Origin of the sequence: Sphingobacterium sp. WOUb80 (assembly GCF_050058145.1) — a bacterium.
Classification (GTDB): domain Bacteria; phylum Bacteroidota; class Bacteroidia; order Sphingobacteriales; family Sphingobacteriaceae; genus Sphingobacterium.
In genome coordinates this window covers 6,176,091-6,200,801 of sequence record NZ_CP165617.1, presented here as the reverse complement: position 1 = coordinate 6,200,801, position 24,711 = coordinate 6,176,091, and the positions used below count along the sequence as shown (strand labels likewise).

Here is a 24,711-nt window from a genome sequence, read left to right as displayed (position 1 = left end):
TAACGGCATTTTTTATGCTTTTTGAAACGTATTTCTAATACGATAAAATCTTCGCCCCTTCATTTACCTATCCATTTACTTTTTTCGAAGTTCAATATACCGGTCTATGCTAATGGGAAAGTTATCGGCAGTAAGCAGTAGAAAACAGGCAGCCGCTCCTACCCAGACCGAATAATCAAAAGTCGATTTGATCCCTAAGGATAGGGTCATTACCATCGCAAAGCTGATCAGTAGAATCCCAGCAACGAATGCAGTGAAACGCAGTTTATAGCCAATCAGCAATAGGATTGCTAAGACAACCTCTAATAATGTTGCACCGATAGCAAGTATATTACCGAAAGATTCAGGCACAAAAAAATTAAGGGTATTTGAATAGGCTACAAAATTAGCCCAATTTCCCCAGGAAACATGGGCTGCCCCCGGTGCTCCCCAGAGGCCCAAACGATCTGCCACAGCGGATAAAAATGCTGTAGACACAGCTATACGTACAAAAAGTTGACTATACATGGTATAAATTATATAAATATGGTATAAACGATATAAATCAAATGTAAGAGAACAAAAGCAGTTCAAACTTAAACCAGTTTAAGAAATTAGGCTCGATCATCCAATACCAGCGAAGTTGCGCCCTCATCTTTACAGCTGTGGTTGTGACTTCACTTCCATTCACCATTACGCACTGTATTTAATTCTTTCTGCTTTTATACTTAGACTGTCAAGCTCCTCACATTTATTACAGCCCGTTAAACCATTGCTGCTTTATACTTTCATATACCCCACCATTTCCCCTCTTTATTAGATCTATTTCGGGGTTAAAACAATAAGGCTGCCAACACATGAGTGCTGTACAGCCTTATACATCAATTAATACGAATAAGAATTTAATATCATGTGTCTACCCCATTAAGTGATGACACACTGCTATAATGACGACCTAGATGCTCAATAGTCCCAATGGAAATAATAATTATAAACAAAAAATAAGCTTCGTCATAAGATGATCTATCACAACTGCTATGGTTTAATGCTAAATCATCACAATAGCAATATCACATGCCTGCAAACCAAAGTACAATGTTATATTTCAATCAGCCCATAGAAAATGTTACTACAGCTGCAGGGTTAATTCCTGCTGTTGTTGGTTTCTAAAAATTAACACCTTCGGCTGGTCGGCGTGTACATGCTTTTTAATCGCTTGTTGCAAGTCTATTAATTGATCTATTTTCTCGCCCTGATAATTCAGCAGAACATCGCCGATACGCAAACCGCTTTTATAAAGATTACTTTTTTCATCTACTTGCAATACGAGCGCCCCGGCTATTGATGGCAAGCCCGCAGCCGACTGCTCTCCCAAAGTCTCCACTGATTTAAATAAGCCCGACTTCCATGCCCATCTGCTCCCCTGCTCCTTTGCTTCGGATTGGATCAACTGAGGTATTCCAGGACTAGCGGCAAGAGTTTTAAGTCTTTTACTCGTAACTCCGAAATGCAGCATGTCAAAATTTTTAAAATCCTGATCTTCCCAGTTCTTCAATCGGAAATCGCCACCTGCAGGATTCGCAAAGTTCAATTGAATAACACGACCATGTTTTTCTATGCCTTTCGCCCGATCTTTGTCTAGGTCATCCTGCCGTCCGTAAATATTATGGTCTACCTCTTCCCCCCAATACTTGACCTGTATATCCTGATGGGACTCCATCACGATATTATTACGGAATACATCGTGACTATGCTGAAACCACACATGTGGATGAAAACCATTGTTGATCATCACGTTGTTATACACTTTGCGATAAAATCCTTCTCTTAATTTCAGTCCCCCACTTAAACAAAGATTGTTGTAAATTTCATAGTTGGAAGATCCGTCGTCCAAATCAATATCCCAACCGTGATCACAGCGAAATCTATTATCATGAATTTTGGTTGTTTTGACTGCATCCAACAATATTAAATTGGGATGTTTCTCCGTCAGTTCATCCATCTCCTTGCGATTGGGATGCCAAAATCGGTCGCGACCCCATGAGTTGAAGGCTCCATGATCGCTGGTTTCCAGGACTGTATTAAAAACATCATTGTAAGCTATCTCATGACCACCCCAAGTACCATCACCTACATTAATACCTGCTCGCGGCACATTGTAAATGGTATTATGCAAAATTCGTAAAGATTCAGCCATAGAGACCTGTACACCTGCTACTTGTTTTTCGATCAATCCAATGTTATGAATCAGATTGTCACTGGCCTCACAATTCATAGGATAATTATCGGTTTTTGGCCCTTTGATAGTATCCATTTGGTCAAACGGAACAAATTTTTCATATCGAAATTCTGGTGAGCGTACTGCCGCTGGATCTCCTACAAAGTTGATTGCTCCAGCGCCGATCTGTTCGATCCGGTTGCCTTCGATTTTGACCTCTCGATTGTAATTATTAACAAAGATTGCATTCCCACCCAAAGCGATAAAATCATTCGCGCGGAAGATACAGTTTTCAGCACCCTCAATCTTTACGGCTCCCTGTCGATAGATCGTCCAATCACTACGTAAGAGTGGTTCGCTTGTTTTCATAAAGGTAGGAGCAGTATACATGAAGCGAAGGCCACTAACCTCAATATCATGCACTGGTCTGGAAGATGAACCTGAAAGATAGATTAGATTTTCCAATTGTGGTGCTACAAACTTCAGTTGGTTGGGATCAACTCCTTTAGCAGGCATATAATATAAGAGTGCCTTCTCCTCATTCAAATACCACTCCTGAAAGGTATCGAGTTCTTCAAAGATATTTTCTACAAAGCGATAGGTCTCGTGCATTTTGCTGGGACGATTATTTTGCTGCCCACCTTCAAGTGTAACTGTTGATAGGCCATCTTTTCCGGTAATCTTATAATGGAATCCTCCCCAGCGACCAGCATGCAACGCATGTACAATTCCCCCCTTAGGGTTTTTCCAGGTTGCAACACGTTCGGGACTTAATGCATCTGCAGCATAGCCTTGAAATGGCAAGACAGTGGGATCGTAGTTTGGATAACGTGCCCGAACAAGATGCTTATCATTAGCATATAGACTTTGGAAGTTTAATCCTCTTGGGACCTTAGCCTCCCAAATACCATGATCGCCCTGTTTCCATTTGAGGTTAAGCGATTTGGCACCACTCAACGTAACTTGTGCTCCATCCTCGGCTTTAATCCGCAAGGGTTGCCTTCTTGTACCCGATATCCCAGCAGACAATTCAATCGGTTTATCCAGCTGATAGGTACCTGCCATAAAGATGATTTCGATGCCTGGTGTATTTTTCCCTTGTTTCTGTTTTTCTACCGATCGCAATGCGGCTTCAGCTGTGGCATAGGGACTGGCCATAGTTCCTTGGTTTCTATCGCTTCCTTTTGTACTGACATAAATACGTTTGACTGAGCCAGCCTGTTGCCCATGCACACTAAGCGAAGTGACACCGGTAAGGCCAATAAATAATAATTTCGGAAATAGCATACAAGATATCTTCATAATTTTAATCGTTCATATAGTTTTAGCTAGATTACATCGACTATAAACCCGCTATATAATTAGGTCTATAAGTCCATAAAAATAAAGTCGTTTGCTATGCACAAACGACTTTTTCAGTTCGTGTTTCATTCGATCAGGTTTATATTTCACAAAACAATAGTATTTCGCCTAATTAACGAACGTTCTATTGAATCACTTCACTGATCTGTACCTCTGGCGTAATATTCGTGTACTTTGGAAAATCTTCGGCAAACTTTTTCCCATTTTCTTTTAAAGGATCCTGATAGGCTGCAACAGAATCAAAATACAAATGGCAAATGGCCAAATAGATCGGACCTTCTACTGAGCTACGTCCCGAAAGCCCTTTATCAATGGTTACGCCTTTCAGTGCTTTACCGTAAACTTTTTTGACAAGCGCAATATGTTTAGGGAGATAATAATTCCAATCAAATGTCTTTCCAGGTCCATTACGATAAAAGATCGATACCTTGATCATCCCTTTTTTATGAAAAGGTGGATCTGCCTTTACATTGCACTGAAACCCCAACAGCATGGTTATCAAAACCATAACTAAAATGATCTTTGTTTTCATATTTGTTGATAAGTAATATTAAATAACACTCTTTTTTCCAAAAACATTTGCCATGAGTCAATAAACAGCGAATATAGCTTAGATTAGTTCTTTTTGCGCTCTGCGGCCGCTTTCAACAAAATTTCTTTACTAGCAACCGGCACGTTTCCGTTAGCATCAGGTCCAATATTGAGCAGCAAATTTCCACCTTTTTCATTTATCTCTCGCAGCTTAGTATTTACTTCGGTAGGGGATTTCCAATTATTATCGGATTTTTTGTATCCCCAGGAATTGTTCAAGGTATAACAGGCTTCCCAATCGTAATCCAATAACGCTCCGGGATGTTCTTGTTCAGGCGTTCCAAAATCACGCTTAAATTGATCACGCTTTGCTACACGGTTATTAATGATAATAGAGGGTTTCAAGTTGCGTAGATATTGATAAAGATCTTCTCCTGCGGCCATATCCCACCAATTCACCCAATCCCCATCAAACCACAGGATGTCAGTATCATAATTAACAACCAATTCTTTCAATTGATTTTTCATGTATTGAACATAAGCAGCTTTCTGTTCTGGCTTAATGAGTATCTGGCCCCAATCGCCTTTACCATTGGGATCGACATATTGCGAATCGTGATGCCAATCGATAATACTGTAGTAGGTACCAAATCTAATCCCAGCTTTCTTACAAGCTGTGGACAATTCCCGCACGAGATCTCTTCCCTTCATTGGCGTCGAAGCTATATCATAATCTGTGTAGGGGGAATCCCACAGACAAAAGCCCTCATGGTGTTTGGTCGTCAGGACAATATACTTCATTCCAGCATCCTTAGCCAATTGAACAATACGATCTGCATTGAAGTCCTTGGGGTTCCATGTGTTAATCAGCTCCGAATAGGCTGCCTTCGGAATATTCATTTCCGATTGTATCCACTCTGCATATCCTTTGGTTGAATTCCCTTTATATATCCCTCCAAGCTGACTATAAAGCCCAAAATGAATAAACATTCCATATTTTGCTTCCCTAAACCAATGCATCCGTTCATCAAAATCCTTTTTGGATTCCTGTAAATTATTAACTTGGGCGTTTCCCATGTTCATAAACAACATGGCTAGTAGAGAAAGAATACAATGTGTTGCTTTTATCATATTTATTGTAATTGGTTAATCCAACAAGCTCAAGCGGCTGTCAAATCTTCTATTGGTATCTTGCGCATTCGACAAATGCTAAACCATTCTGCTATTGCAGAATAAATATAAAAAATATGAACAACACTTTTTATTTATTTCAAAGAAGTTACGCTTAGCGTACAGGTCTATACCTGCCTCAATTTTACAAAAATGAAAACTTCCAAAGCAGCTTATCAAACAGTCTATCTGCTATGAAATTTAATATAAATTCTTTCCAAAAAGGATTTATATTTAGTAAATATTTCATTAAAAACCATACTATAGATTGAAATTATGAGTTTAAAGACCTTAATCACAAAAAGTGCCGAGTATAACAACTGGGTTGTCAATAAATACATCGATTGGCTGGCTGATAAATCGGACGACCAACTTAATCAGGAGGTACCTTCAAGCTTCCCGACCATTTTGAAAACCTTAAACCACATCTTGCAGACACAGGAATATTGGTGGAGCCACATTTCAGAAAGCAATGATTTTGATTTTGAAAAAAAGCGAACCACAAAAGAAGAAATATTTGAAGCGCTCAGAAGAAGTTCAGTCCAACTTGTGGATTATATAAACAAGCTATCGGAGTTAGATCTTGAAAAAAATATCAAAGTGGAATCACCATGGTTTCAATGCGATTTTACAAAGTATGAATACATACAACAGCTGATCCTCCACGGAACATATCACAGGGGACAGATCGTTACAATGGGTCGAGCTATTGGAATTACGGATGCCCCAATGACAGACTTTAATTATTGGAATATTTATAAAGATCAAGGGTAGGGATTCGAGCAGCGCTATGGAACAAATTACCAGTAAAGTACAGATCCGAGAAATTGTCGCAACGGCGAAACAGCAAGGACAGCAATCCGGTATTGAATGCCTTATATTAAGCTTACAAGAGTGTTTACTGAAAAAGAAAGTTCGATTTCCACTTCTGGAGTTTGCGGCCAGGGAAATTATGCTATTCGTGCCTGAGGCACAGCAGTTACACTTGACAGATCGTCTCATTGCCACAACAGAAATGGGAAGTTATGTTTTAACGGGAATAATTCTTCAGCAACGTCTCCCCGAACACTTTGAAGCATCCATCCATAAAGCCTGCACCTATATAACCATAGGCAATCAATGGTACGTCTGTGATATCATCGGCGAACGCGTACTTGGTCACGCGCTGTTGACTTCACCTAAAAAAGCAATACCATTATTAGAAGAATTAGCTCATCATCCTGATAAATGGATTGTCCGTACCATTGGTGTAGCTACGCACTATGCTGTAAAAAAGGGACTACCAGCCACATACGTAGACATTTTGTTGAAGCTGCTGATTTCATTGTCAAACACGACAGATTTCCATGTGAAGAAAGGAATCGGTTGGGGGGCCAAAACAATCGCAAAGTTTCACCCTAAGCTAGTTGCTTGCTACAGTAAACAAATTGAATCGCCAGAAACCAAACAATGGTTTCGGACAAAAATTACGATTGGTCTCAATCGCCACAAATTGAGGGCTAAACAGATCCAGTAGGAAGCCCCAATGGTTCATCATAACCAATAAAATGAATACGTGATTTTCTTTGTGATAGTTATACATCAAGAAAGGCGAAGTCTACCATTAAACCTCGCCTTTCTTTATACATTTAGTCTATATGTAACCGCGCCCCCTCGGTTAGTGATCTTTTTTCATTGTTCCTTTTTCACGAAGATTAATATGCCAGCTAAAAGCCTCTTCTAACAAATGTGGTGTATGCCCTCCCCGCTCACAAGCGCGTTTATAATAGTCTGATAGCTGCTCCCTATAATCGGGATGTACGCAGTTCTCAATAATTACTTTCGCTCGCTCACGAGGGGCTAAACCACGCAAATCTGCCAAGCCATAATCTGTTACCAAAATATCGACATCATGTTCGGTATGATCTACGTGAGAAACCATAGGAACAATATGAGAAATTGCATCCCCTTTAGAGGCTGCCTGTGTAACAAAGATGCTCAAATAAGCATTACGTGCAAAGTCACCTGATCCACCGATACCATTCATGATATTTGTTCCCGAAGTATGGGTAGAATTTACGTTTCCATAAATATCAAACTCTATGGCTGTATTAATTGCTATAATCCCCAAACGTTTGATCAGTCCAGGTGTATTGGAAATGTTCTGTGGGCGCAATACAATTTTATCGCGGTATCGATCCAAATGATCGAACACTCTTGAATAACACTCTTCCGAAACAGTAATTGAAGAAGCAGAAGCAAAATCCAGTTTTCCAGCATCGATAAGGTCAAAGGTACTATCTTGCAACACTTCAGAAAACATCGTTAGATTACGGAACTTACTATGTATAAATCCGGTCAGAACAGCGTTAGCTACTTTTCCAATACCAGCTTGAAGGGGCATCAGGCTTTCAGTTAAATGACCTAGCTCTACTTCATTTTCGAAAAACTGTAAAATATGCTTCGCTATTGCTGTAGTTTTGGTATCCGGTTCAGCAATATCGGCTGGGCTATCAAGCTCATTCGTAAACACAATTCCCACCACCTTGCTTGCGTCCAAAGGAATAGTTTTACGCCCTATTTTATTTTCAGGAGCTACGATTGGAATAACATTACGCCGAGGGTAATCTTCTGCTTGGTAAATATCATGTATCCCTTTAATAGTCATGGGTATCGCAGTATTGACCTCCAAAATAACCTGCTTAGCCAATGCAGCAAAAGTAGCCGAATTTCCCACAGAAGTCGTTGGAACAATACTTCCGTCTGATTCTATTGCTGCTACTTCCAAAACAGCAATATCCACCTGAGGCAAATTCTTATTATGCAGCAATTCGGCTGTTTCGCTTAGATGCTGATCAATAAACAGCACATCCCCGGCATTAATTTTATTACGTAAAATACGATCTACCTGAAAAGGCATCCGCTTGGATAGTGCTCCCGCTTCCGCCAATTTACCGTCTGTTCCATGTCCCAACGAAGCCCCAGTTATCAGGGTTATTTTCAATGGATCCACTTTTGCACGTTCAGCCAAGGCTGGTAATACAACCTTACTGTCTCCAGCCTTAGTAAAACCACTCGATCCAACGACCATTCCGTTTTGAAATAGCCTAGCAGCTTCTTCCGCTGTAATCACTTTATCATGTAAGCTTTGAACTTTTATTCTTTCGTAAGCCATATTGTTATAGTTTGATTTTATTCCATTATTGTAAACTTAAGAAATTGAAACCTATATATTTCCCTTAGTTGAAAAGTTCTTTGTTATATTTCACAACCTCTTAACCAAACAATTTTAGCATTTTTTTCAACTGCATATTTATTATCATTCGACACAAAATTATCCAAACGCGACTAAAAACACACAACTTGCTACAAATCAAAAATATACAACAAATCATAATAAAAAAATATTTTATATCACACGCATTGATAATATATATCACCCTGAAAACAAATAACTTACAATAATAAAGATAAACCTAAAGTAAGTAAATACTAACTCTCCAGCCGATTAATTGCCATTTTAACGTAAGCATACACTCACTTTCAAGAAGTAAAGGTCGGGTCTAGTAAAAAAGTCTTACCTTTGTGACATAGTATTATAGGTTAAAATGAATACACAAGATATAACGACAGATGCTAAATATGTCAACCGTTATTATATGACGGAAGTAGACTCATTTGAAGATAGCATTTACTGTCACCACGCTATTATTGCAGAGAATCATATTTCCGAACATTGCCACGATAAGGACCAATTTTTATATACAGAAGGCGGTGTCGTATTTGTTAAAACAGAGGAAAAATCGTATTTTCTACCTGCCCGACATTATTTGTGGATTCCCGCTGGCATAAAACATAGTATTCATCCAAGTACCCCGGAGGTCGTTATGCGTAATTTGTACTTTCCCAAAACCAATAATGACGCACCCTTCTACAGCAAAATGGGAATCTATCCAGTAAATGATCTTTTGATAGAACTGATTATGTTTACCAACCGCTGGAATGGCAATATCTTTCCGGTCGAAGAACCTAAATATAGTATCGCCACAGCATTTAAACTTATCCTGCCGGAATTGTCGCTGCATGAGCTTCCTTTAGCCTTGCCCTATCCTAATCATCAGAAATTAAAGGATATCGTCACTTACCTCGAAGAAAATATAGAGGAAAATGTCAGCTTTAAAAAACTTGCCGGATTATTTAACATTAGTGAACGTACATTAGCCAGACTATTTCAAAAAGAATTAAATATGTCTTTTATCCAGTACTACACGATTCTCAGAATGCTGACTGCTCTTAAGCTCCTTTTAGACGAAAAACTAAGTGTAAATGAAGTTGCACTCAAAGTTGGATACAATAGCCTCCCCACGTTTAGTAACACATTTAATAAGGTCGTCGGTATCCGTCCAAGCGAATATGTCAAACAAAAAGAATTGCTTATTTAAAAATGTTTACCTAATTTAGGTCAATAAACCTAATTCAGGATGAAATTCAAACATATCATTTATAGTGCTGGAATTTTATTGCTCAGCACTTCTTTATTTGCCAAATCTCAAGATAAGAAACCCAAACCCATTCAGTTATTTAATGGGAAAGATTTGAAGAACTGGACCCCAAAAATCAGAAACCACAAAGTTGGGGATAATTATAAAAATACATTTCGTGTAGAAGACGGCTTACTCAAAGTAAGATACGATGGTTATGATAATTTCAATTTTCAGTATGGCCATCTATTCTACAATAAAGAATTCTCAGCTTATTTATTGCGCGTCACTTACAGATTTGTTGGTGAACAGGTAAATGGTGGAGAAGGTTGGGCTTGGCGTAACAGCGGAGCCATGCTACATGGACAGGACCCTAATACCATGGGTGTGGATCAAGACTTTCCAATATCGATCGAAGGGCAACTGCTGGGTGGAAATGGCAAGGACGAACGGACCACAAGTAACCTTTGTACACCAGGCACAAACGTGGTGATCGACAATAAGCTATTTACACCACATTGCATCAGCTCAACATCAAAAACCTATGCTGGAGATCAATGGGTAACTGCTGATTTCTTGGTATTGGGAGACTCACTTGTGCAGCATATCCTTGAAAACAAGGTCGTATTACAGTATAATAAACCCCAAATTGGTGGCGGCAATGTAAGTGGTTTCGATCCTAAAGTGAAAAAGGATGGTCAGCTTTTAAGTAAGGGGACTATTTCACTGCAGAGTGAGAGTCATCCAATTGATTTTAAAAAAGTGGAACTTTACGATTTAGAACCTTACATGAAAGATCCCAACAAATTGAAAAAGGTCATCGCGGAGTTACTTCCAAATTTGCAACAATAAAAACACTGCAAGTCAGTTTAAAATAAAAAAGCATCGAATATCGATGCTTTTTTATTTACCATTCGCTTGGAAAGAGAAATCCAAAGTATATAACATAAAGAAAAGGGATACAGCGAGCTGTACCCCTCTATATCTATACGAAAAGCTTACGCTAAACCGTTAACAAATTTTGTTAACTTAGATTTGTTGTTAGAAGCTTTTTTCTTGTGGATCACATTTTTCTTTGCCAAACGATCAAGCATAGAAATTACGCGTGGTAACAATGTTTTTGCTTCTTCTGCAGAAGTAGTGTGACGTAATTTTTTGATTGCGTTACGTGTAGTTTTTGCTTGGTAACGGTTTCTTAAACGTTTAGTAGCGTTTGCTCTAATTCTTTTGATCGCTGATTTATGATTTGCCATTTTTTTTAGCTAATTTTTATTCAATTTTTTCTTGTAATTCGGACTGCAAAAATAACACCTTATTTTCAATATTCAAAATCTATTTTATTTTTTAGGTTTAGTATATTTGCGACATGCAAAAATTATCGATGGATGAACTTCAACGTACAGATGTTGAATCGTTTAAAAAACAAGAAAAAACTCCTATCACAATCGTTATGGACAATGTACGGAGCATGCATAATGTGGGCTCGGCCTTCCGTACTGCAGACGGATTTGCTATTGAAAAAATATACTTGTGTGGCATTACCGGCACACCTCCCCATCGTGAAATCGAAAAGACCGCCCTCGGGGCAACTCAATCGGTCGCTTGGGAATACCATAAAGATACTACAGTTGTTGTTGATCAGCTTCGGACAGAAGGGTATGTCATTATTGCCATCGAGCAAGCAGATGATAGTGTCATGTTACATCAGTTTGAACCAGAAAATGACAAAAAGTATGCATTGATTTTTGGAAATGAGGTTAATGGAGTAGATGAAGATGTCATGGAAAAAATTGATACCTGCATCGAAATCCCCCAATACGGGACCAAACATTCCTTAAATGTATCTGTCGCAATTGGCATTATTCTTTGGGATTTTATCCAAAAACGCAATTTCAATTAAAAATTTATCAATAAAGGTCACATTCCTATTCACATTGCTTCCATTTTAGAAAGCAAAATAGTAGATTTGTGTGCAAAATTTAAAGAAGAAATGAGTGTATTAGTTAATAAAGATTCAAAAGTAATCGTTCAAGGTTTCACTGGAAACGAAGGTACTTACCATGCTACTCAAATGATTGAGTACGGAACAAATGTAGTTGGTGGTGTTACTCCTGGTAAAGGTGGTCAACAACACTTAGACCGTCCTGTATTCAATACTGTGCAAGATGCAGTTGACACTACAGGAGCTAATGTTTCTATTATTTTTGTACCTCCAGCATTTGCTGCAGATGCGATCATGGAAGCTGCCGCTGCTGGTATCGAAGTGATTGTTTGTATTACAGAAGGTATCCCAACAAAAGATATGATCCAAGTAAAATCTTACTTGAGCGACAAAAACTCTCGTTTGATCGGTCCTAACTGCCCAGGTATCATCACTGCAGGCGAAGCTAAAATCGGTATCATGCCAGGATTTATCTTCAAAAAAGGTAATGTAGGTGTTGTTTCTAAATCAGGAACTTTAACTTACGAAGCCGTAGATCAAACTGTAAAAGCAGGATTAGGCATCACAACAGCTATCGGAATTGGTGGTGACCCTATCATTGGTACAACAACGAAAGAAGCTGTTGAATTATTAATGAATGACCCTGAAACTGAAGCGATCATCATGATCGGTGAAATTGGTGGTGGAATGGAAGCTGAAGCTGCTCGTTGGATCAAAGAACATGGTACTAAACCTGTTGTTGGATTTATCGCAGGTCAAACAGCGCCTCCAGGACGCCGTATGGGACACGCTGGTGCAATTGTAGGTGGTGCAGATGACACCGCTGCTGCAAAAATGAAAATCATGCGTGAGTGTGGTATTCGTGTTGTTGAATCTCCAGCTGAAATTGGAAAAGCAATCGCAGAAGAATTGGCTAAATAATTAGACCATCGAGCATATAAAAAAGGGAATCAAATTTGATTCCCTTTTTTTATATCTAATAATTAGATGACAACATTAGATAGACATTGCTTCATCTGCCGATGGTCCATATAATCCCGGTACAGCAATATCCAATAACCGCAAATAAACAGTCAACTGACCACGATGATGAACAATATGATTATTGACAATAAAACGTATCGCTCCGGCTCGTGGCAAACGGGCAATCTCATGGTCCCCAGCTTTAAGCACCCATTCATTAAACCAATCTGATTCAGCGATATTCTCTAGTGTTGCCTTGTTCTCTTCCAGTCCAAGAGTAAGGATTGTTTTCAACTCTTCTACCGAGGATACTTTGAGTGGCTTATAATCTACTTTAAAATCAAAGACGTCCTTTGGTATTGCCTTATGTACCCAGTTATGTAACTCGACGACATGGGCGGCCAATTCGCCTAGACTCATCGATTTTTCGTGCGGGCGCCAATCCAATTTATCATCCGGTATCCTTTCTAGAATACGTTTGGTATTTTTTGTTTCGTGATCCAATTCGATCAAATAGCTCTTTTTGATACTCATATAAATACTAATTCATTAATTGAAAATCTTTTAATACGGTGACAGCATAGGGGAATTCCACTGCCTTATGTGCTGCTGCTCGCGCAATTTCTCCCTCTACATAGGTTACCTTGAGCGGTAAAAATGTATTGTTCAGTACATTTTCATGGAATAACACCTCATACCAGGTGCAGGCGGCAACGAAACGTCCATAGTTCAGATTTAGGTGATAGCCATCACGCGTAAAATTATCCCCTACAAAACTCGAACGCGCATTTTGAACAGCTGTACCCGAAGGAATCAAAAGATCGAAATTACCCCAGTTAAACACCTCTTGCGAAGTAGTAGCAATAGCCCTATACATGCTGTCTTGGCTACGGTTATAACGAACAAAGCCTTCATGCGATGAACCATTCTGATATGCCCAAGTTTGATGCAATATATACTTGGTTTCAGGAAATAGAATATGTTTTGTTACATAATCGTATAAAAGTGGTAGATCCTTCGCATACGAATCATAATCTCCTGATAGCGGACTTGCTTGCTGAAAGCTAATATAATCCCAAGCCTCATCTATAAGTGCTTCAGATAAGCGCTCATTTGCTTTCTCGGACATTTGCCCGTCAAGATTAATTTTGCGGTAACGATAAGCCGGCTTATCTTCTTTTGCGTTATTTACATGTAGACTTAAAGGAGCTCCTCCAATATAAAGATTGCCGATCACTATCTTTTTCTTCCCAGCTTTCGCCAATTCATATAAATTCTGTTCAATAGCATCTTCCGAAAAACTATTACCGATGGCCAATACTCGTAGCACACCATCGTCTAAAGATTTATTTTGCGCATTTAATCGATTATTCTTCAAAAAGAACACGATTAAAAAACCGAAAACCAATACCTGTTTTACTTTTATCATAATATAATGCAATAACAACTAAATTAGATAATATCTCGTACAAATACTAATGATATACCAAGAAAGCGAGACTTTCTGCCATCTGTAAGCTATCGGGATAGCAGTTGGGACAAGGTAGGCTCCTAGTCATTACAAGTAGCTTTTGCGATAGTTACCGAACACCTATACAATATTGGTGAAAGGCTATTTGGTTTACAATAAACGGTGGCTATAAAGATCTACCATTACAGCACAGTAAAGGCTAAAGGACAGTTGTGGGACAGTGACAGATGCAGGGTAGCGACGGTTGCGGAACAGCTTCCGATGGACCGGGCTCACCGACGTCCATGTGCTGTGATAACCAATAGGCGTAGGATATACAATAGCTTGTACATGCAAATACGGAAGTACTTAAACGAAAGAAGCCCTTGACTGTTTCCAGCAAGGGCTTCCGTGTAAAAAAAGGCACCGACCTACTCTCCCACCTGTTACGGCAATACCATCGGCTCTGGCGGGCTTGACTGCTCTGTTCGGAATGGGAAGAGGTAGACACCGCCGATATAGGCACCTAAAAATCTTTATTGGCTGACTTTTGATCTTTTCAGACCTTATACCTGCCAAATGACATATATACTGAAAGAGTTACGTTTCTTGTTCGTTTCTAAAAATTAAAGAGGAAGACAACAGTGTCTGTCTGCTTGAGAAAGCTTCGGGCTATTAGTACCACTTGGCTTTGGTCTCTCAACCTTTACACCTATGGCCTATCAACGTAGTCATCTTCTACGACCCTATAAGGAAGTCTCATCTCGTGGCTAGTTTCGCACTTAGATGCTTTCAGCGCTTATCTATTCCAGACGTAGCTACCCTGCCGTACACCTGGCGGCATAACAGGTTCACCAGAGGTCTGTCCAACCCGGTCCTCTCGTACTAAGGTCAGATCCACTCAAACTTCCAACGCCCACAACAGATAGGGACCGAACTGTCTCGCGACGTTCTGAACCCAGCTCGCGTGCCACTTTAATGGGCGAACAGCCCAACCCTTGGGACCTTCTCCAGCCCCAGGATGTGACGAGCCGACATCGAGGTGCCAAACCTCCCCGTCGATATGAGCTCTTGGGGGAGATCAGCCTGTTATCCCCAGCGTACCTTTTATCCTTTGAGCGATGGCCCTTCCATACAGAACCACCGGATCACTATGTCCGTCTTTCGACCCTGTTCGACTTGTCGGTCTCACAGTCAAGCAAGCTTATGCCATTGCACTCCACGTACGGTTACCAAGCGTACTGAGCTTACCTTTGAAAGCCTCCGTTACCTTTTTGGAGGCGACCACCCCAGTCAAACTACCCACCAAACAATGTCCTCCCCATAAGGGAGTTAGAAACCGAATACAGAAAGGGCGGTATTTCAAGGTTGATTCCATGACTCCTGGCGAAGCCACTTCAACATCTCCCGCCTATCCTACACATCCTGTACCCAATCTCAATGTTAAGCTATAGTGAAGGTGCATGGGGTCTTTCCGTCCCGTTGCGGGTAATCGGCGTCTTCACCGATACCACAATTTCACCGAGCTCATGGCTGAGACAGCGCCCAGATCGTTACACCATTCGTGCAGGTCGGAACTTACCCGACAAGGAATTTCGCTACCTTAGGACCGTTATAGTTACGGCCGCCGTTTACTGGGGCTTCGATTCAATGCTTCTCTTGCGATGACATCCCCTCTTAACCTTCCAGCACCGGGCAGGTGTCAGGCCTTATACTTCATCTTGCGATTTTGCAAAGCCATATGTTTTTGTTAAACAGTCGCCTGGGCCTTTTCACTGCGGCTGCTCTTGCGAGACAGCGCCCCTTCTCCCGAAGTTACAGGGCCATTTTGCCGAGTTCCTTAGCCATGACTCACTCGAGCACCTTAGGATTCTCTCCTCGACCACCTGTGTCGGTTTGCGGTACGGGTCTTCATAACCTGAAGCTTAGCGGGTTTTCTTGGAAGTCTGTTTACCTGCTCTATCAGCGCCACCGGAGCTTTGCTGTACTATTGGGTTTCAGCTAGAGTTGCGGATTTGCCTACAACTCCAATACCTACGCCTTTCAACGAACTATTCCGTCAGTTCGCGGCAGTGTCACTACTCCGTCACCACATCGCAGTTATGAAGAGTACTGGAATATTAACCAGTTGTCCATCGGCTTGCCCCCTTCGGGTGCGCCTTAGGTCCCGACTGACCCTGATCCGATTAACGTTGATCAGGAAACCTTGGTCTTTCGGTGGGCGGGTTTCTCACCCGCCTTATCGTTACTTATGCCTACATTTGCTTTTCCATAACCTCCACAGTTCATTGCCAAACTGCTTCCCCGGCGATGGAATGCTCCCCTACCAGATGTACCTAAGTACAAATCCATAGCTTCGGTACCGTTCTTGATGCCCGTTTATTATCCACGCCCGGCCGCTCGACTAGTGAGCTGTTACGCACTCTTTAAATGAATGGCTGCTTCCAAGCCAACATCCTAGCTGTCTGGGCAACCGGACCTCGTTAGTTCAACTTAGAACGAATTTGGGGACCTTAGCTGATGGTCTGGGTTCTTTCCCTCTCGGCCTTGGACCTTAGCACCCAAAGCCTCACTGCCGGCTATATTTGATAGCATTCGGAGTTCGTCTGGATTTGGTAGGATTTGACTCCCCCGCACCCAATCGGTAGCTCTACCTCTATCAAACTCTACGCCGACGCTGTTCCTAAAAACATTTCGGGGAGTACGAGCTATTTCCCAGTTTGATTGGCCTTTCACCCCTACCCTCAGGTCATCCGGAAACTTTTCAACGTTTATCGGTTCGGTCCTCCATTACATGTTACTGCAACTTCAACCTGCCCAAGGGTAGATCACAAGGTTTCGCGTCTACCTCATCTGACTATGCGCCCTATTAAGACTCGCTTTCGCTTCGGCTGCGTCCCTGAAGGACTTAACCTTGCCAGACAAGAGTAACTCGTAGGCTCATTATGCAAAAGGCACGCTGTCACAGAACTCGTCTGCTCCAACCGCTTGTAAGCACACGGTTTCAGGTTCTTTTCACTCCCCTGTTCGGGGTTCTTTTCACCTTTCCCTCACGGTACTGGTTCACTATCGGTCTCTCAGGAGTATTTAGCCTTACCAGATGGTGCTGGTGGATTCCCACAGGATTTCTCCGGTCCCGCGGTACTCAGGATACCACTATGTCAACATTCTTTACCTGTACGGGGCTCTCACCCTTGTCGCGCAGTTTCCCACCTGCTTCCAGTTCATAGCGCTGTACAATCTCGTGGTCCTACAACCCCGGCCATGCCGTAACATGATCGGTTTGGGCTCTTTCCCGTTCGCTCGCCACTACTTGGGAAATCATTGTTATTTTCTTCTCCTACGCCTACTTAGATGTTTCAGTTCAGCGCGTTCGCGTTTTATACGACTATTCTTCAAATAGTCAGGTTGCCCCATTCGGAAATCTCTGGATCAAGTCGCATTTGCCAATCCCCAAAGCTTATCGCAGCTTATCACGTCCTTCTTCGCCTCTGAGAGCCTAGGCATCCCCCGTGTGCCCTTATTTACTTTCTTCACCGGCATAGCCTTTTGCTACTATGCGGCTGCTTTTGATATATATACCCGTATGCTACGCAAAGATTCGTTCGGCCTTGACCGAGGGTCTCCTCTCTACATCGAACACATACACGTATTGTCTCTACTGTTGTCTTCTCTTGTAATTTTTTTTCTCTTTCAATATGTCAAAGAACTCTTTTTCCGGTTTTTATTCTGGAGCATCTGTCGATGTTCCTTCCGGAGATGTGGAGAATAACGGATTCGAACCGTTGACCCCCTGCGTGCAAGGCAGGTGCTCTAGCCAGCTGAGCTAATTCCCCGTACTTTTTCGTAGTCCCGAGCAGATTTGAACTGCTGACCCCTACATTATCAGTGTAGTGCTCTAACCAACTGAGCTACGGGACTAGCTTATCTTGTTCATCTCTTTCTCTCGGTCCTGCTCCTTGCGGGGCGGGCACTTTCTTCTGATGTTTTTTCTTCTTGCAATCATATGTAACGTGACGAGCACCGATCTTCGATACTCTAGAAAGGAGGTATTCCAGCCGCACCTTCCGGTACGGCTACCTTGTTACGACTTAGCCCCAATTATCGGTTTTACCCTAACACGCTCCTCGCGGTAACATGCTTTAGGTACCCCCAACTTTCATGGCTTGACGGGCGGTGTGTACAAGGCCCGGGAACGTATTCACCGCGTCATTGCTGATACGCGATTACTAGCGAATCCAACTTCATGGGGTCGAGTTGCAGACCCCAATCCGAACTGTGAATGGCTTTTAGAGATTAGCATCATATTGCTATGTAGCTGCCCGCTGTACCATCCATTGTAGCACGTGTGTAGCCCCGGACGTAAGGGCCATGATGACTTGACGTCGTCCCCACCTTCCTCTCTGTTTGCACAGGCAGTCTGTTTAGAGTCCCCACCTTAAATGCTGGCAACTAAACATAGGGGTTGCGCTCGTTGCGGGACTTAACCCAACACCTCACGGCACGAGCTGACGACAGCCATGCAGCACCTAGTTTCGTGTCCCGAAGGACGAGTGCGTCTCTGCACTCTTCACTAACTTTCAAGCCCGGGTAAGGTTCCTCGCGTATCATCGAATTAAACCACATGCTCCTCCGCTTGTGCGGGCCCCCGTCAATTCCTTTGAGTTTCACCCTTGCGGGCGTACTCCCCAGGTGGATAACTTAACGCTTTCGCTGGGACGCTGGCTGTCTATCGCCAACATCGAGTTATCATCGTTTAGGGCGTGGACTACCAGGGTATCTAATCCTGTTCGATCCCCACGCTTTCGTGCATCAGCGTCAATACCAGCTTAGTGAGCTGCCTTCGCAATCGGAGTTCTAAGACATATCTATGCATTTCACCGCTACTTGTCTTATTCCGCCCACTTCAAATGGATTCAAGCCCATCAGTATCAAAGGCACTGCGATGGTTGAGCCACCGTATTTCACCCCTGACTTAATAGGCCGCCTACGCACCCTTTAAACCCAATAAATCCGGATAACGCTCGGATCCTCCGTATTACCGCGGCTGCTGGCACGGAGTTAGCCGATCCTTATTCTTCCAGTACATTCAGCTATCTACACGTAGATAGGTTTATTCCTGGACAAAAGCAGTTTACAACCCATAGGGCAGTCATCCTGCACGCGGCATGGCTGGTTCAGGCTTCCGCCCATTGACCAATATTCCTTACTGCTGCCTCCCGTAGGAGTCTGGTCCGTGTCTCAGTACCAGTGTGGGGGATTCTCCTCTCAGAGCCCCTAGACATCGTCGCCTTGGTAAGCCGTTACCCTACCAACTAGCTAATGTCACGCGAGCCCATCTCTATCCTATAAATATTTAATCAACCGAACATGCGAACTGTTGATGTTATGCGGTGTTAATCTCTCTTTCGAGAGGCTATCCCCCTGATAGAGGTAGGTTGCTCACGCGTTACGCACCCGTGCGCCACTCTCACCAATGGTAGCAAGCTACCACCGGATCCCGTCCGACTTGCATGTATTAGGCCTGCCGCTAGCGTTCATCCTGAGCCAGGATCAAACTCTCCATTGTAAAATGAAGTTTTTGATTCCAACTATTTACATAATCAGAATTCTTTTTTTTATATCTCTGATCTTGGATCGAATTGAACTAATTCTTGAATTTGTTCATGACTTTCGACTTTCGTCTGTCTACTCGTCACGCTTACATGATTGTGTTTTCTTAAAGAACTTTTGTCGCTTCAACTTCCGTATCCGCTATATTCCGATGGCATTGCGCCGTCTTTATCTTTTTTGTTTTCCCCTCCGTTTCCGTTGGGACTGCAAAGGTAGAAATCTTTTCTGGACTTCCAAAAAATTTTTCAAGTTTTTTTTTCTTTTCTCTTTTTTCCGATTTCCGCGCTCAACTCTCGTTAAACCCTTCTTTTTTTTCATGATTTCTTCTTTCGAAGCAACCGTACCTCCCTTGCGGAGTGGTGCAAAGATAGGGAGTTTAAATACAAACTTCCAAGCCTTTTGTTTATTATTTTTTAATATTAAAGTTAACTAACTGTAACATTGAACGATTCATTTAAGATAGCTATGCCTTAAGCCGTCCTATCAGGTAAAATTAACCAATTAAACGACCAAGCTGCTTGCTATAAATTTCAGTTCGCCCCCTTCCTTAACAAGCAATTTCACCGCTAAAAGAGCAAGCTAAATATATTTTACTACCTTCTTCAATATCATATAAGGTCGCTATAAAAACAAAAAAGGTCCAGACGAATGTCTGGACCTTCCTATATAAAATAATCGAGTAACGATTAATCTTCTTCTTTCGAAGCCAACAATTGATCGTACTCCTCGCGAGAGCCCACGATTAAATTGCTGTATTGACGGATACCTGTACCTGAAGGGATCAAGTGACCAACAATTACGTTTTCTTTCAAACCTAATAAGTTATCACGTTTACCTGCGATAGCAGCCTCGTTCAACACTTTTGTAGTCTCTTGGAAAGAGGCTGCAGAGATGAACGATTTCGTACCCAATGAAGCTCTGGTAATACCTTGCAACAACGGACTTGAAGTCGCCGGAATTGCTTCACGAACTTCAACAAGTTTTAAGTCACGACGTTTCAGACTAGAGTTCTCTTCTCTCAACTTACGTAAAGAAACAATTTGTCCCGGACGTAAATTATTGGAGTCTCCTGCATCAACAACAACTTTCTTGTCAAACAAGGAATCATTTTCCTCCATGAAATCCCATTTGTTAACGGCTTCTTTTTCTAAGAAACGAGTATCTCCTGGATCTTCGATGTTAACTTTTTGCATCATTTGGTGAACGATCGTCTCGAAGTGTTTATCGTTGATCTTCACACCTTGCAGACGGTATACCTCTTGGATACCATTCACAATGTAATGTTGCACCGCTGATGGACCTTTGATCGACAAGATATCCGCAGGAGAGATCGAACCATCTGATAATGGCATACCAGCTTTCACAAAGTCATTATCCTGAACAAGGATATGTTTAGAAAGAGGTACCAAGTATTTCTTGATTTGACCATCACGAGACTCGATAGACATCTCACGGTTACCACGTTTCACACCACCCAATGTTACCACACCGTCGATTTCTGTTACAACAGCAGGGTTAGAAGGGTTACGTGCTTCGAATAACTCCGTTACACGTGGTAGACCACCTGTGATATCTCGCGTTTTACCTGTAGAACGAGGGATTTTAACCAAGATACCACCTTCTTTTACTGTTACACCATTAGCAACTGCAACGTGGGCGCCTACTGGGATATTGTAGGTACGAATAACCTCGCCCGATTTATCAAGAATCTTGATGGATGGGTTTTTCGTTTTATCACGTGTTTCAATAATTACTTTCTCTTTGTGACCAGTTTGCTCGTCTGACTCCTCACGGAAGGTAACACCTTCGATAATTGCATCAAATTCAACTTTACCGGCAAATTCAGAAATAATTACAGCATTATATGGATCCCATTCAACCAATTTATCACCTTTAGCTACTGTACCGCCATCCTCAACGAACAACTGTGAACCATAAGGGATATTTTGTTGGAATACGATTTTATTATGTGCATCAATGATCTTAACCTCACCAGAACGTCCTAAGACTACCTGATGTGTGCCATTATCGTTTGTTTGCGAAACAGTACGTACGTTTTCAAATTCGATTTTACCATCGTATTTAGAAATGATACTTGAATCAGCAGCAATGTTCGATGCCGTACCACCCACGTGGAATGTACGAAGTGTCAACTGTGTACCTGGCTCACCAATTGATTGAGCGGCGATAACACCCACAGCTTCCCCTAACTGAACACGCTTACCTGACGCCAAGTTGCGTCCGTAACAACAAGCACAAACACCACGCTTAGACTCACAAGTTAATACCGTACGAATTTCAATTCCTTCGATACCTGCTTTTTCGATAGTTTCAGCAATTTCTTCAGTGATATCTTCATTTGCAGAAACGATCAATTCGTCAGTATCCGGATGAAGAACATCATGCAATGGTGTACGACCCAAAATACGATCGAACAATGGTTCAACAACATCGTCATTATCTTTCAATGCCGTTGTATAAATACCACGTAAACCACCACAATCTTGTTCCACAACGATCATATCCTGAGCAACGTCGTGTAAACGACGAGTCAAGTAACCCGCATCCGCTGTTTTCAATGCCGTATCGGCAAGACCTTTACGCGCACCGTGGGTAGAGATAAAGTATTCCAATACGGACAAACCTTCTTTAAAGTTTGACAAGATTGGGTTTTCGATAATCTCACCACCAGAAGTACCTGATTTTTGAGGTTTCGCCATCAAACCACGCATACCACATAACTGACGGATCTGCTCTTTCGAACCACGGGCTCCAGAATCCAACATCATGTAAACTGAGTTGAAACCTTGGTTATCATTCGAAAGAATATCCATAACGTGCGCAGTCAATCTGTTATTGATACGCGTCCAGATATCGATGATTTGGTTGTAACGTTCGTTGTTTGTAATGAAACCCATGTTATAGTTATTCATTACTTCTTCAACCTCGTTAGTTGCTTGTTGAATCAATTCAGCTTTCGCAGCAGGAATGTTCAAATCTTCCAAGTTGAAAGAAAGACCACCTTTGAAGGCTGTTTGATATCCCAATTCTTTCATATCATCCAAGAACTGTGCTGCACGGGCCATACCCGTAGTCTTCACAATTTCACCAATGATATTACGCAAAGATTTTTTCGTAAGCAATTCATTGACAAATCCCATTTCGTCAGGAACAACTTGGTTGAAGATCACACGACCTACAGTTGTTTCTAATAAGGTATCAACGATGCTACCATCTTTTTGTCTAACTTTTGTTTTTACTTTAATCCAAGCGTGAAGGTCAATTTGCTTCTCATTTAAAGCGATGATAACCTCTTCAGCCGAATAGAAAGTCATATCTTGACCTCTTACGATGTGATCGCCAGCAGTTCTACGGCCTTTAGTAATATAGTAAAGACCCAATACCATGTCTTGAGATGGTACGGTGATTGGAGAACCATTCGCAGGGTTTAAGATATTGTGCGCGCCTAACATTAAGATTTGGGCTTCCAAAACTGCAGCATTACCAAGCGGTAAGTGGACTGCCATCTGGTCACCGTCAAAATCGGCGTTGAACGCTGTACACACTAATGGGTGTAATTGAATAGCTTTACCCTCTACTAATGTAGGTTGGAAAGCCTGAATACCCAAACGGTGAAGCGTAGGTGCACGGTTTAGTAATACAGGGTGACCTTTCAATACATTTTCAAGGATATCCCATACCACTGGATCTTTACGATCAACGATTTTCTTAGCTGATTTTACTGTTTTTACAATACCACGCTCGATCATCTTACGGATGATAAACGGTTTGTAAAGTTCTGCAGCCATATCTTTAGGAAGACCACACTCGTGTAATTTCAAGTGAGGACCTACAACAATTACCGAACGAGCCGAATAATCCACACGCTTACCTAACAAGTTTTGACGGAAACGACCTTGTTTACCTTTCAAAATATCAGATAAAGACTTCAATGCACGGTTACCTTCTGTCTTAACAGCGTTCACTTTACGTGAGTTGTCAAACAAAGAGTCTACCGCTTCTTGAAGCATACGTTTCTCGTTACGTAAGATTACCTCAGGAGCTTTGATTTCGATCAAACGTTTTAGACGGTTGTTACGGATAATCACACGACGGTATAAGTCATTCAAATCCGAAGTCGCAAAACGACCACCATCCAAAGGCACTAAAGGACGTAATTCAGGTGGAATGATTGGAACGATTTTCACAATCATCCATTCTGGACGATTCTCGATATTTTCACGTGAACTACGGAAAGCTTCAACCACATGAAGACGTTTTAACGCTTCATTTTTACGTTGTTGAGAAGTTTCGTTAGCAGCTTGGTGACGTAAATCGTATGACAATTGATCCAAATCAATACGTTTCAACAAATCTTCTAACGCCTCAGCACCCATTTTAGCAACGAATTTTTGAGGGTCATTATCGTCTAAATATTGATTTTCTTTTGGTAGAGTATCTAAAATATCTAAATATTCTTCTTCAGTCAAGAAGTCCATGAAGTTGATACCATCTTCTTCCTTAATACCAGCTTGGATAACCACATAACGTTCGTAGTAAATGATCATATCCAATTTCTTGGTAGGAAGTCCCAATAAATAACCAATTTTATTAGGAAGAGAACGGAAATACCAGATGTGCGCGACAGGAACCACCAAGTTGATATGTCCCATACGCTCACGACGCACCTTTTTCTCTGTTACTTCAACACCACAACGGTCACATACAATACCTTTATAACGGATACGTTTGTATTTACCACAGTGACATTCGTAATCCTTTACAGGACCAAAAATGCGCTCACAGAATAAACCGTCACGTTCTGGTTTGTAGGTACGATAGTTAATCGTTTCCGGTTTTGTAACTTCACCACTTGAGCGTTCCAAAATAGTTTCTGGAGAAGCCAAGCTGATCGTAATCGAAGTGAAGTTGCTTTTAATTTTATTATCTTTTTTGTAAGACATACTTATTCAAAAGTTAAAGCTTTATAAAGAAGCTTTGAAGGACTGAGCCCTTCAAAGCC

General features: G+C 41.6%; 15 protein-coding genes, 2 tRNA genes and 3 rRNA genes. 6 read left to right on the top strand and 14 right to left on the bottom strand.

Annotation, left to right across the window (positions count from 1 at the left end; genetic code table 11):
- Positions 1-75: 75 nt before the first annotated feature.
- From AB1Z56_RS25600 to AB1Z56_RS25585, 4 genes are all read right to left on the bottom strand, one after another.
- Entirely contained in the window at positions 76-507 is a 432-nt protein-coding gene (locus tag AB1Z56_RS25600) for a hypothetical protein (RefSeq protein ID WP_426790478.1), read from the bottom strand.
- A 601-nt stretch (positions 508-1,108) separates the two neighbouring features.
- Positions 1,109-3,499 carry a PDZ domain-containing protein gene (locus AB1Z56_RS25595; protein WP_426790477.1) on the bottom strand — a complete coding sequence of 797 codons (2,391 nt, stop codon included), beginning with the start codon at positions 3,497-3,499 and terminating at the stop codon, positions 1,109-1,111.
- Positions 3,500-3,683: 184 nt separating this feature from the next.
- Complete coding sequence (locus AB1Z56_RS25590) at positions 3,684-4,091, bottom strand: EthD family reductase (RefSeq protein WP_426790476.1); 408 nt, start codon at positions 4,089-4,091, stop codon at positions 3,684-3,686.
- An 83-nt stretch (positions 4,092-4,174) separates the two neighbouring features.
- Positions 4,175-5,221: an alpha-L-fucosidase gene (locus AB1Z56_RS25585; RefSeq protein WP_426790475.1), complete on the bottom strand. Its 1,047-nt coding sequence runs from the start codon at positions 5,219-5,221 to the stop codon at positions 4,175-4,177.
- A 315-nt stretch (positions 5,222-5,536) separates the two neighbouring features.
- On the opposite strand from AB1Z56_RS25585, the gene AB1Z56_RS25580 reads away from it, so the two are divergent.
- Both AB1Z56_RS25580 and AB1Z56_RS25575 read left to right on the top strand, forming a co-directional pair.
- Complete coding sequence (locus AB1Z56_RS25580; RefSeq protein ID WP_426790474.1) at positions 5,537-6,034, top strand: DinB family protein; 498 nt, start codon at positions 5,537-5,539, stop codon at positions 6,032-6,034.
- Between the two features lie 16 nt (positions 6,035-6,050).
- Positions 6,051-6,776, top strand: coding sequence for a DNA alkylation repair protein (locus AB1Z56_RS25575; protein WP_426790473.1), 726 nt, complete (start codon positions 6,051-6,053; stop codon positions 6,774-6,776).
- 141 nt (positions 6,777-6,917) lie between these two features.
- Here AB1Z56_RS25575 and AB1Z56_RS25570 read toward each other — a convergent pair whose 3' ends face one another.
- Positions 6,918-8,414: a succinate CoA transferase gene (locus tag AB1Z56_RS25570; RefSeq protein WP_426790472.1), complete on the bottom strand. Its 1,497-nt coding sequence runs from the start codon at positions 8,412-8,414 to the stop codon at positions 6,918-6,920.
- Between the two features lie 433 nt (positions 8,415-8,847).
- Between AB1Z56_RS25570 and AB1Z56_RS25565 the strand changes: the two genes are divergently transcribed.
- Positions 8,848-9,681 (top strand): AraC family transcriptional regulator, encoded by an 834-nt coding sequence (locus AB1Z56_RS25565; RefSeq protein WP_075991193.1) that lies wholly within the window; start codon positions 8,848-8,850, stop codon positions 9,679-9,681.
- A gap of 39 nt (positions 9,682-9,720) precedes the next feature.
- Positions 9,721-10,572 (top strand): 3-keto-disaccharide hydrolase, encoded by an 852-nt coding sequence (locus tag AB1Z56_RS25560; protein WP_075991192.1) that lies wholly within the window; start codon positions 9,721-9,723, stop codon positions 10,570-10,572.
- A 146-nt stretch (positions 10,573-10,718) separates the two neighbouring features.
- Here the strand turns inward: AB1Z56_RS25560 and rpsT are convergent, their stop codons facing one another.
- Positions 10,719-10,973, bottom strand: coding sequence for a 30S ribosomal protein S20 (gene rpsT / locus AB1Z56_RS25555; protein ID WP_046671646.1), 255 nt, complete (start codon positions 10,971-10,973; stop codon positions 10,719-10,721).
- 113 nt (positions 10,974-11,086) lie between these two features.
- On the opposite strand from rpsT, the gene AB1Z56_RS25550 reads away from it, so the two are divergent.
- The gene (locus AB1Z56_RS25550) at positions 11,087-11,620 is read left to right on the top strand and encodes an RNA methyltransferase (RefSeq protein ID WP_426790471.1); all 534 of its coding nucleotides are present in this window, start codon (positions 11,087-11,089) and stop codon (positions 11,618-11,620) included.
- Between the two features lie 90 nt (positions 11,621-11,710).
- Positions 11,711-12,583 (top strand): succinate--CoA ligase subunit alpha, encoded by an 873-nt coding sequence (gene sucD / locus AB1Z56_RS25545; RefSeq protein ID WP_070564656.1) that lies wholly within the window; start codon positions 11,711-11,713, stop codon positions 12,581-12,583.
- A 75-nt stretch (positions 12,584-12,658) separates the two neighbouring features.
- On the opposite strand, the gene AB1Z56_RS25540 is transcribed toward sucD, so the two are convergent.
- From AB1Z56_RS25540 to rpoC, 8 genes are all read right to left on the bottom strand, one after another.
- On the bottom strand, positions 12,659-13,159 hold the full coding sequence (locus AB1Z56_RS25540; protein ID WP_426790470.1) for a DinB family protein: 501 nt from the start codon (positions 13,157-13,159) through the stop codon (positions 12,659-12,661).
- Between the two features lie 7 nt (positions 13,160-13,166).
- Positions 13,167-14,054: a DUF4886 domain-containing protein gene (locus AB1Z56_RS25535; protein WP_426790469.1), complete on the bottom strand. Its 888-nt coding sequence runs from the start codon at positions 14,052-14,054 to the stop codon at positions 13,167-13,169.
- A gap of 439 nt (positions 14,055-14,493) precedes the next feature.
- Positions 14,494-14,605: ribosomal RNA gene (gene rrf, locus AB1Z56_RS25530) — 5S ribosomal RNA — on the bottom strand.
- 126 nt (positions 14,606-14,731) lie between these two features.
- Positions 14,732-17,609: ribosomal RNA gene (locus AB1Z56_RS25525) — 23S ribosomal RNA — on the bottom strand.
- Positions 17,610-17,837: 228 nt separating this feature from the next.
- A tRNA-Ala gene (locus tag AB1Z56_RS25520) sits at positions 17,838-17,911 on the bottom strand.
- Between the two features lie 11 nt (positions 17,912-17,922).
- Positions 17,923-17,996, bottom strand: a tRNA-Ile gene (locus AB1Z56_RS25515).
- 121 nt (positions 17,997-18,117) lie between these two features.
- Positions 18,118-19,644: ribosomal RNA gene (locus AB1Z56_RS25510) — 16S ribosomal RNA — on the bottom strand.
- Together the 16S, 23S and 5S rRNA genes with 2 tRNA genes alongside form the textbook arrangement of a ribosomal RNA operon.
- Positions 19,645-20,374: 730 nt before the next feature.
- Positions 20,375-24,652 carry a DNA-directed RNA polymerase subunit beta' gene (gene rpoC, locus AB1Z56_RS25505; protein WP_070566328.1) on the bottom strand — a complete coding sequence of 1,426 codons (4,278 nt, stop codon included), beginning with the start codon at positions 24,650-24,652 and terminating at the stop codon, positions 20,375-20,377.
- Between the last annotated feature and the right edge of the window lie 59 nt (positions 24,653-24,711).

What these genes read in the sequence shown, in the direction of transcription:
- AB1Z56_RS25540 (WP_426790470.1), bottom strand. Translation starts at nt 13,159, where the DNA reads ATGAGTATCAAAAAGAGCTATTTGATCGAATTGGATCACGAAACAAAA.
- AB1Z56_RS25595 (WP_426790477.1), bottom strand. Translation starts at nt 3,499, where the DNA reads ATGAAGATATCTTGTATGCTATTTCCGAAATTATTATTTATTGGCCTT.
- sucD (WP_070564656.1), top strand. Translation starts at nt 11,711, where the DNA reads ATGAGTGTATTAGTTAATAAAGATTCAAAAGTAATCGTTCAAGGTTTC.
- AB1Z56_RS25580 (WP_426790474.1), top strand. Translation starts at nt 5,537, where the DNA reads ATGAGTTTAAAGACCTTAATCACAAAAAGTGCCGAGTATAACAACTGG.
- AB1Z56_RS25550 (WP_426790471.1), top strand. Translation starts at nt 11,087, where the DNA reads ATGCAAAAATTATCGATGGATGAACTTCAACGTACAGATGTTGAATCG.
- AB1Z56_RS25560 (WP_075991192.1), top strand. Translation starts at nt 9,721, where the DNA reads ATGAAATTCAAACATATCATTTATAGTGCTGGAATTTTATTGCTCAGC.
- AB1Z56_RS25600 (WP_426790478.1), bottom strand. Translation starts at nt 507, where the DNA reads ATGTATAGTCAACTTTTTGTACGTATAGCTGTGTCTACAGCATTTTTA.
- AB1Z56_RS25570 (WP_426790472.1), bottom strand. Translation starts at nt 8,414, where the DNA reads ATGGCTTACGAAAGAATAAAAGTTCAAAGCTTACATGATAAAGTGATT.
- rpoC (WP_070566328.1), bottom strand. Translation starts at nt 24,652, where the DNA reads ATGTCTTACAAAAAAGATAATAAAATTAAAAGCAACTTCACTTCGATT.
- AB1Z56_RS25535 (WP_426790469.1), bottom strand. Translation starts at nt 14,054, where the DNA reads ATGATAAAAGTAAAACAGGTATTGGTTTTCGGTTTTTTAATCGTGTTC.
- AB1Z56_RS25575 (WP_426790473.1), top strand. Translation starts at nt 6,051, where the DNA reads ATGGAACAAATTACCAGTAAAGTACAGATCCGAGAAATTGTCGCAACG.
- rpsT (WP_046671646.1), bottom strand. Translation starts at nt 10,973, where the DNA reads ATGGCAAATCATAAATCAGCGATCAAAAGAATTAGAGCAAACGCTACT.
- AB1Z56_RS25565 (WP_075991193.1), top strand. Translation starts at nt 8,848, where the DNA reads ATGAATACACAAGATATAACGACAGATGCTAAATATGTCAACCGTTAT.
- AB1Z56_RS25585 (WP_426790475.1), bottom strand. Translation starts at nt 5,221, where the DNA reads ATGATAAAAGCAACACATTGTATTCTTTCTCTACTAGCCATGTTGTTT.
- AB1Z56_RS25590 (WP_426790476.1), bottom strand. Translation starts at nt 4,091, where the DNA reads ATGAAAACAAAGATCATTTTAGTTATGGTTTTGATAACCATGCTGTTG.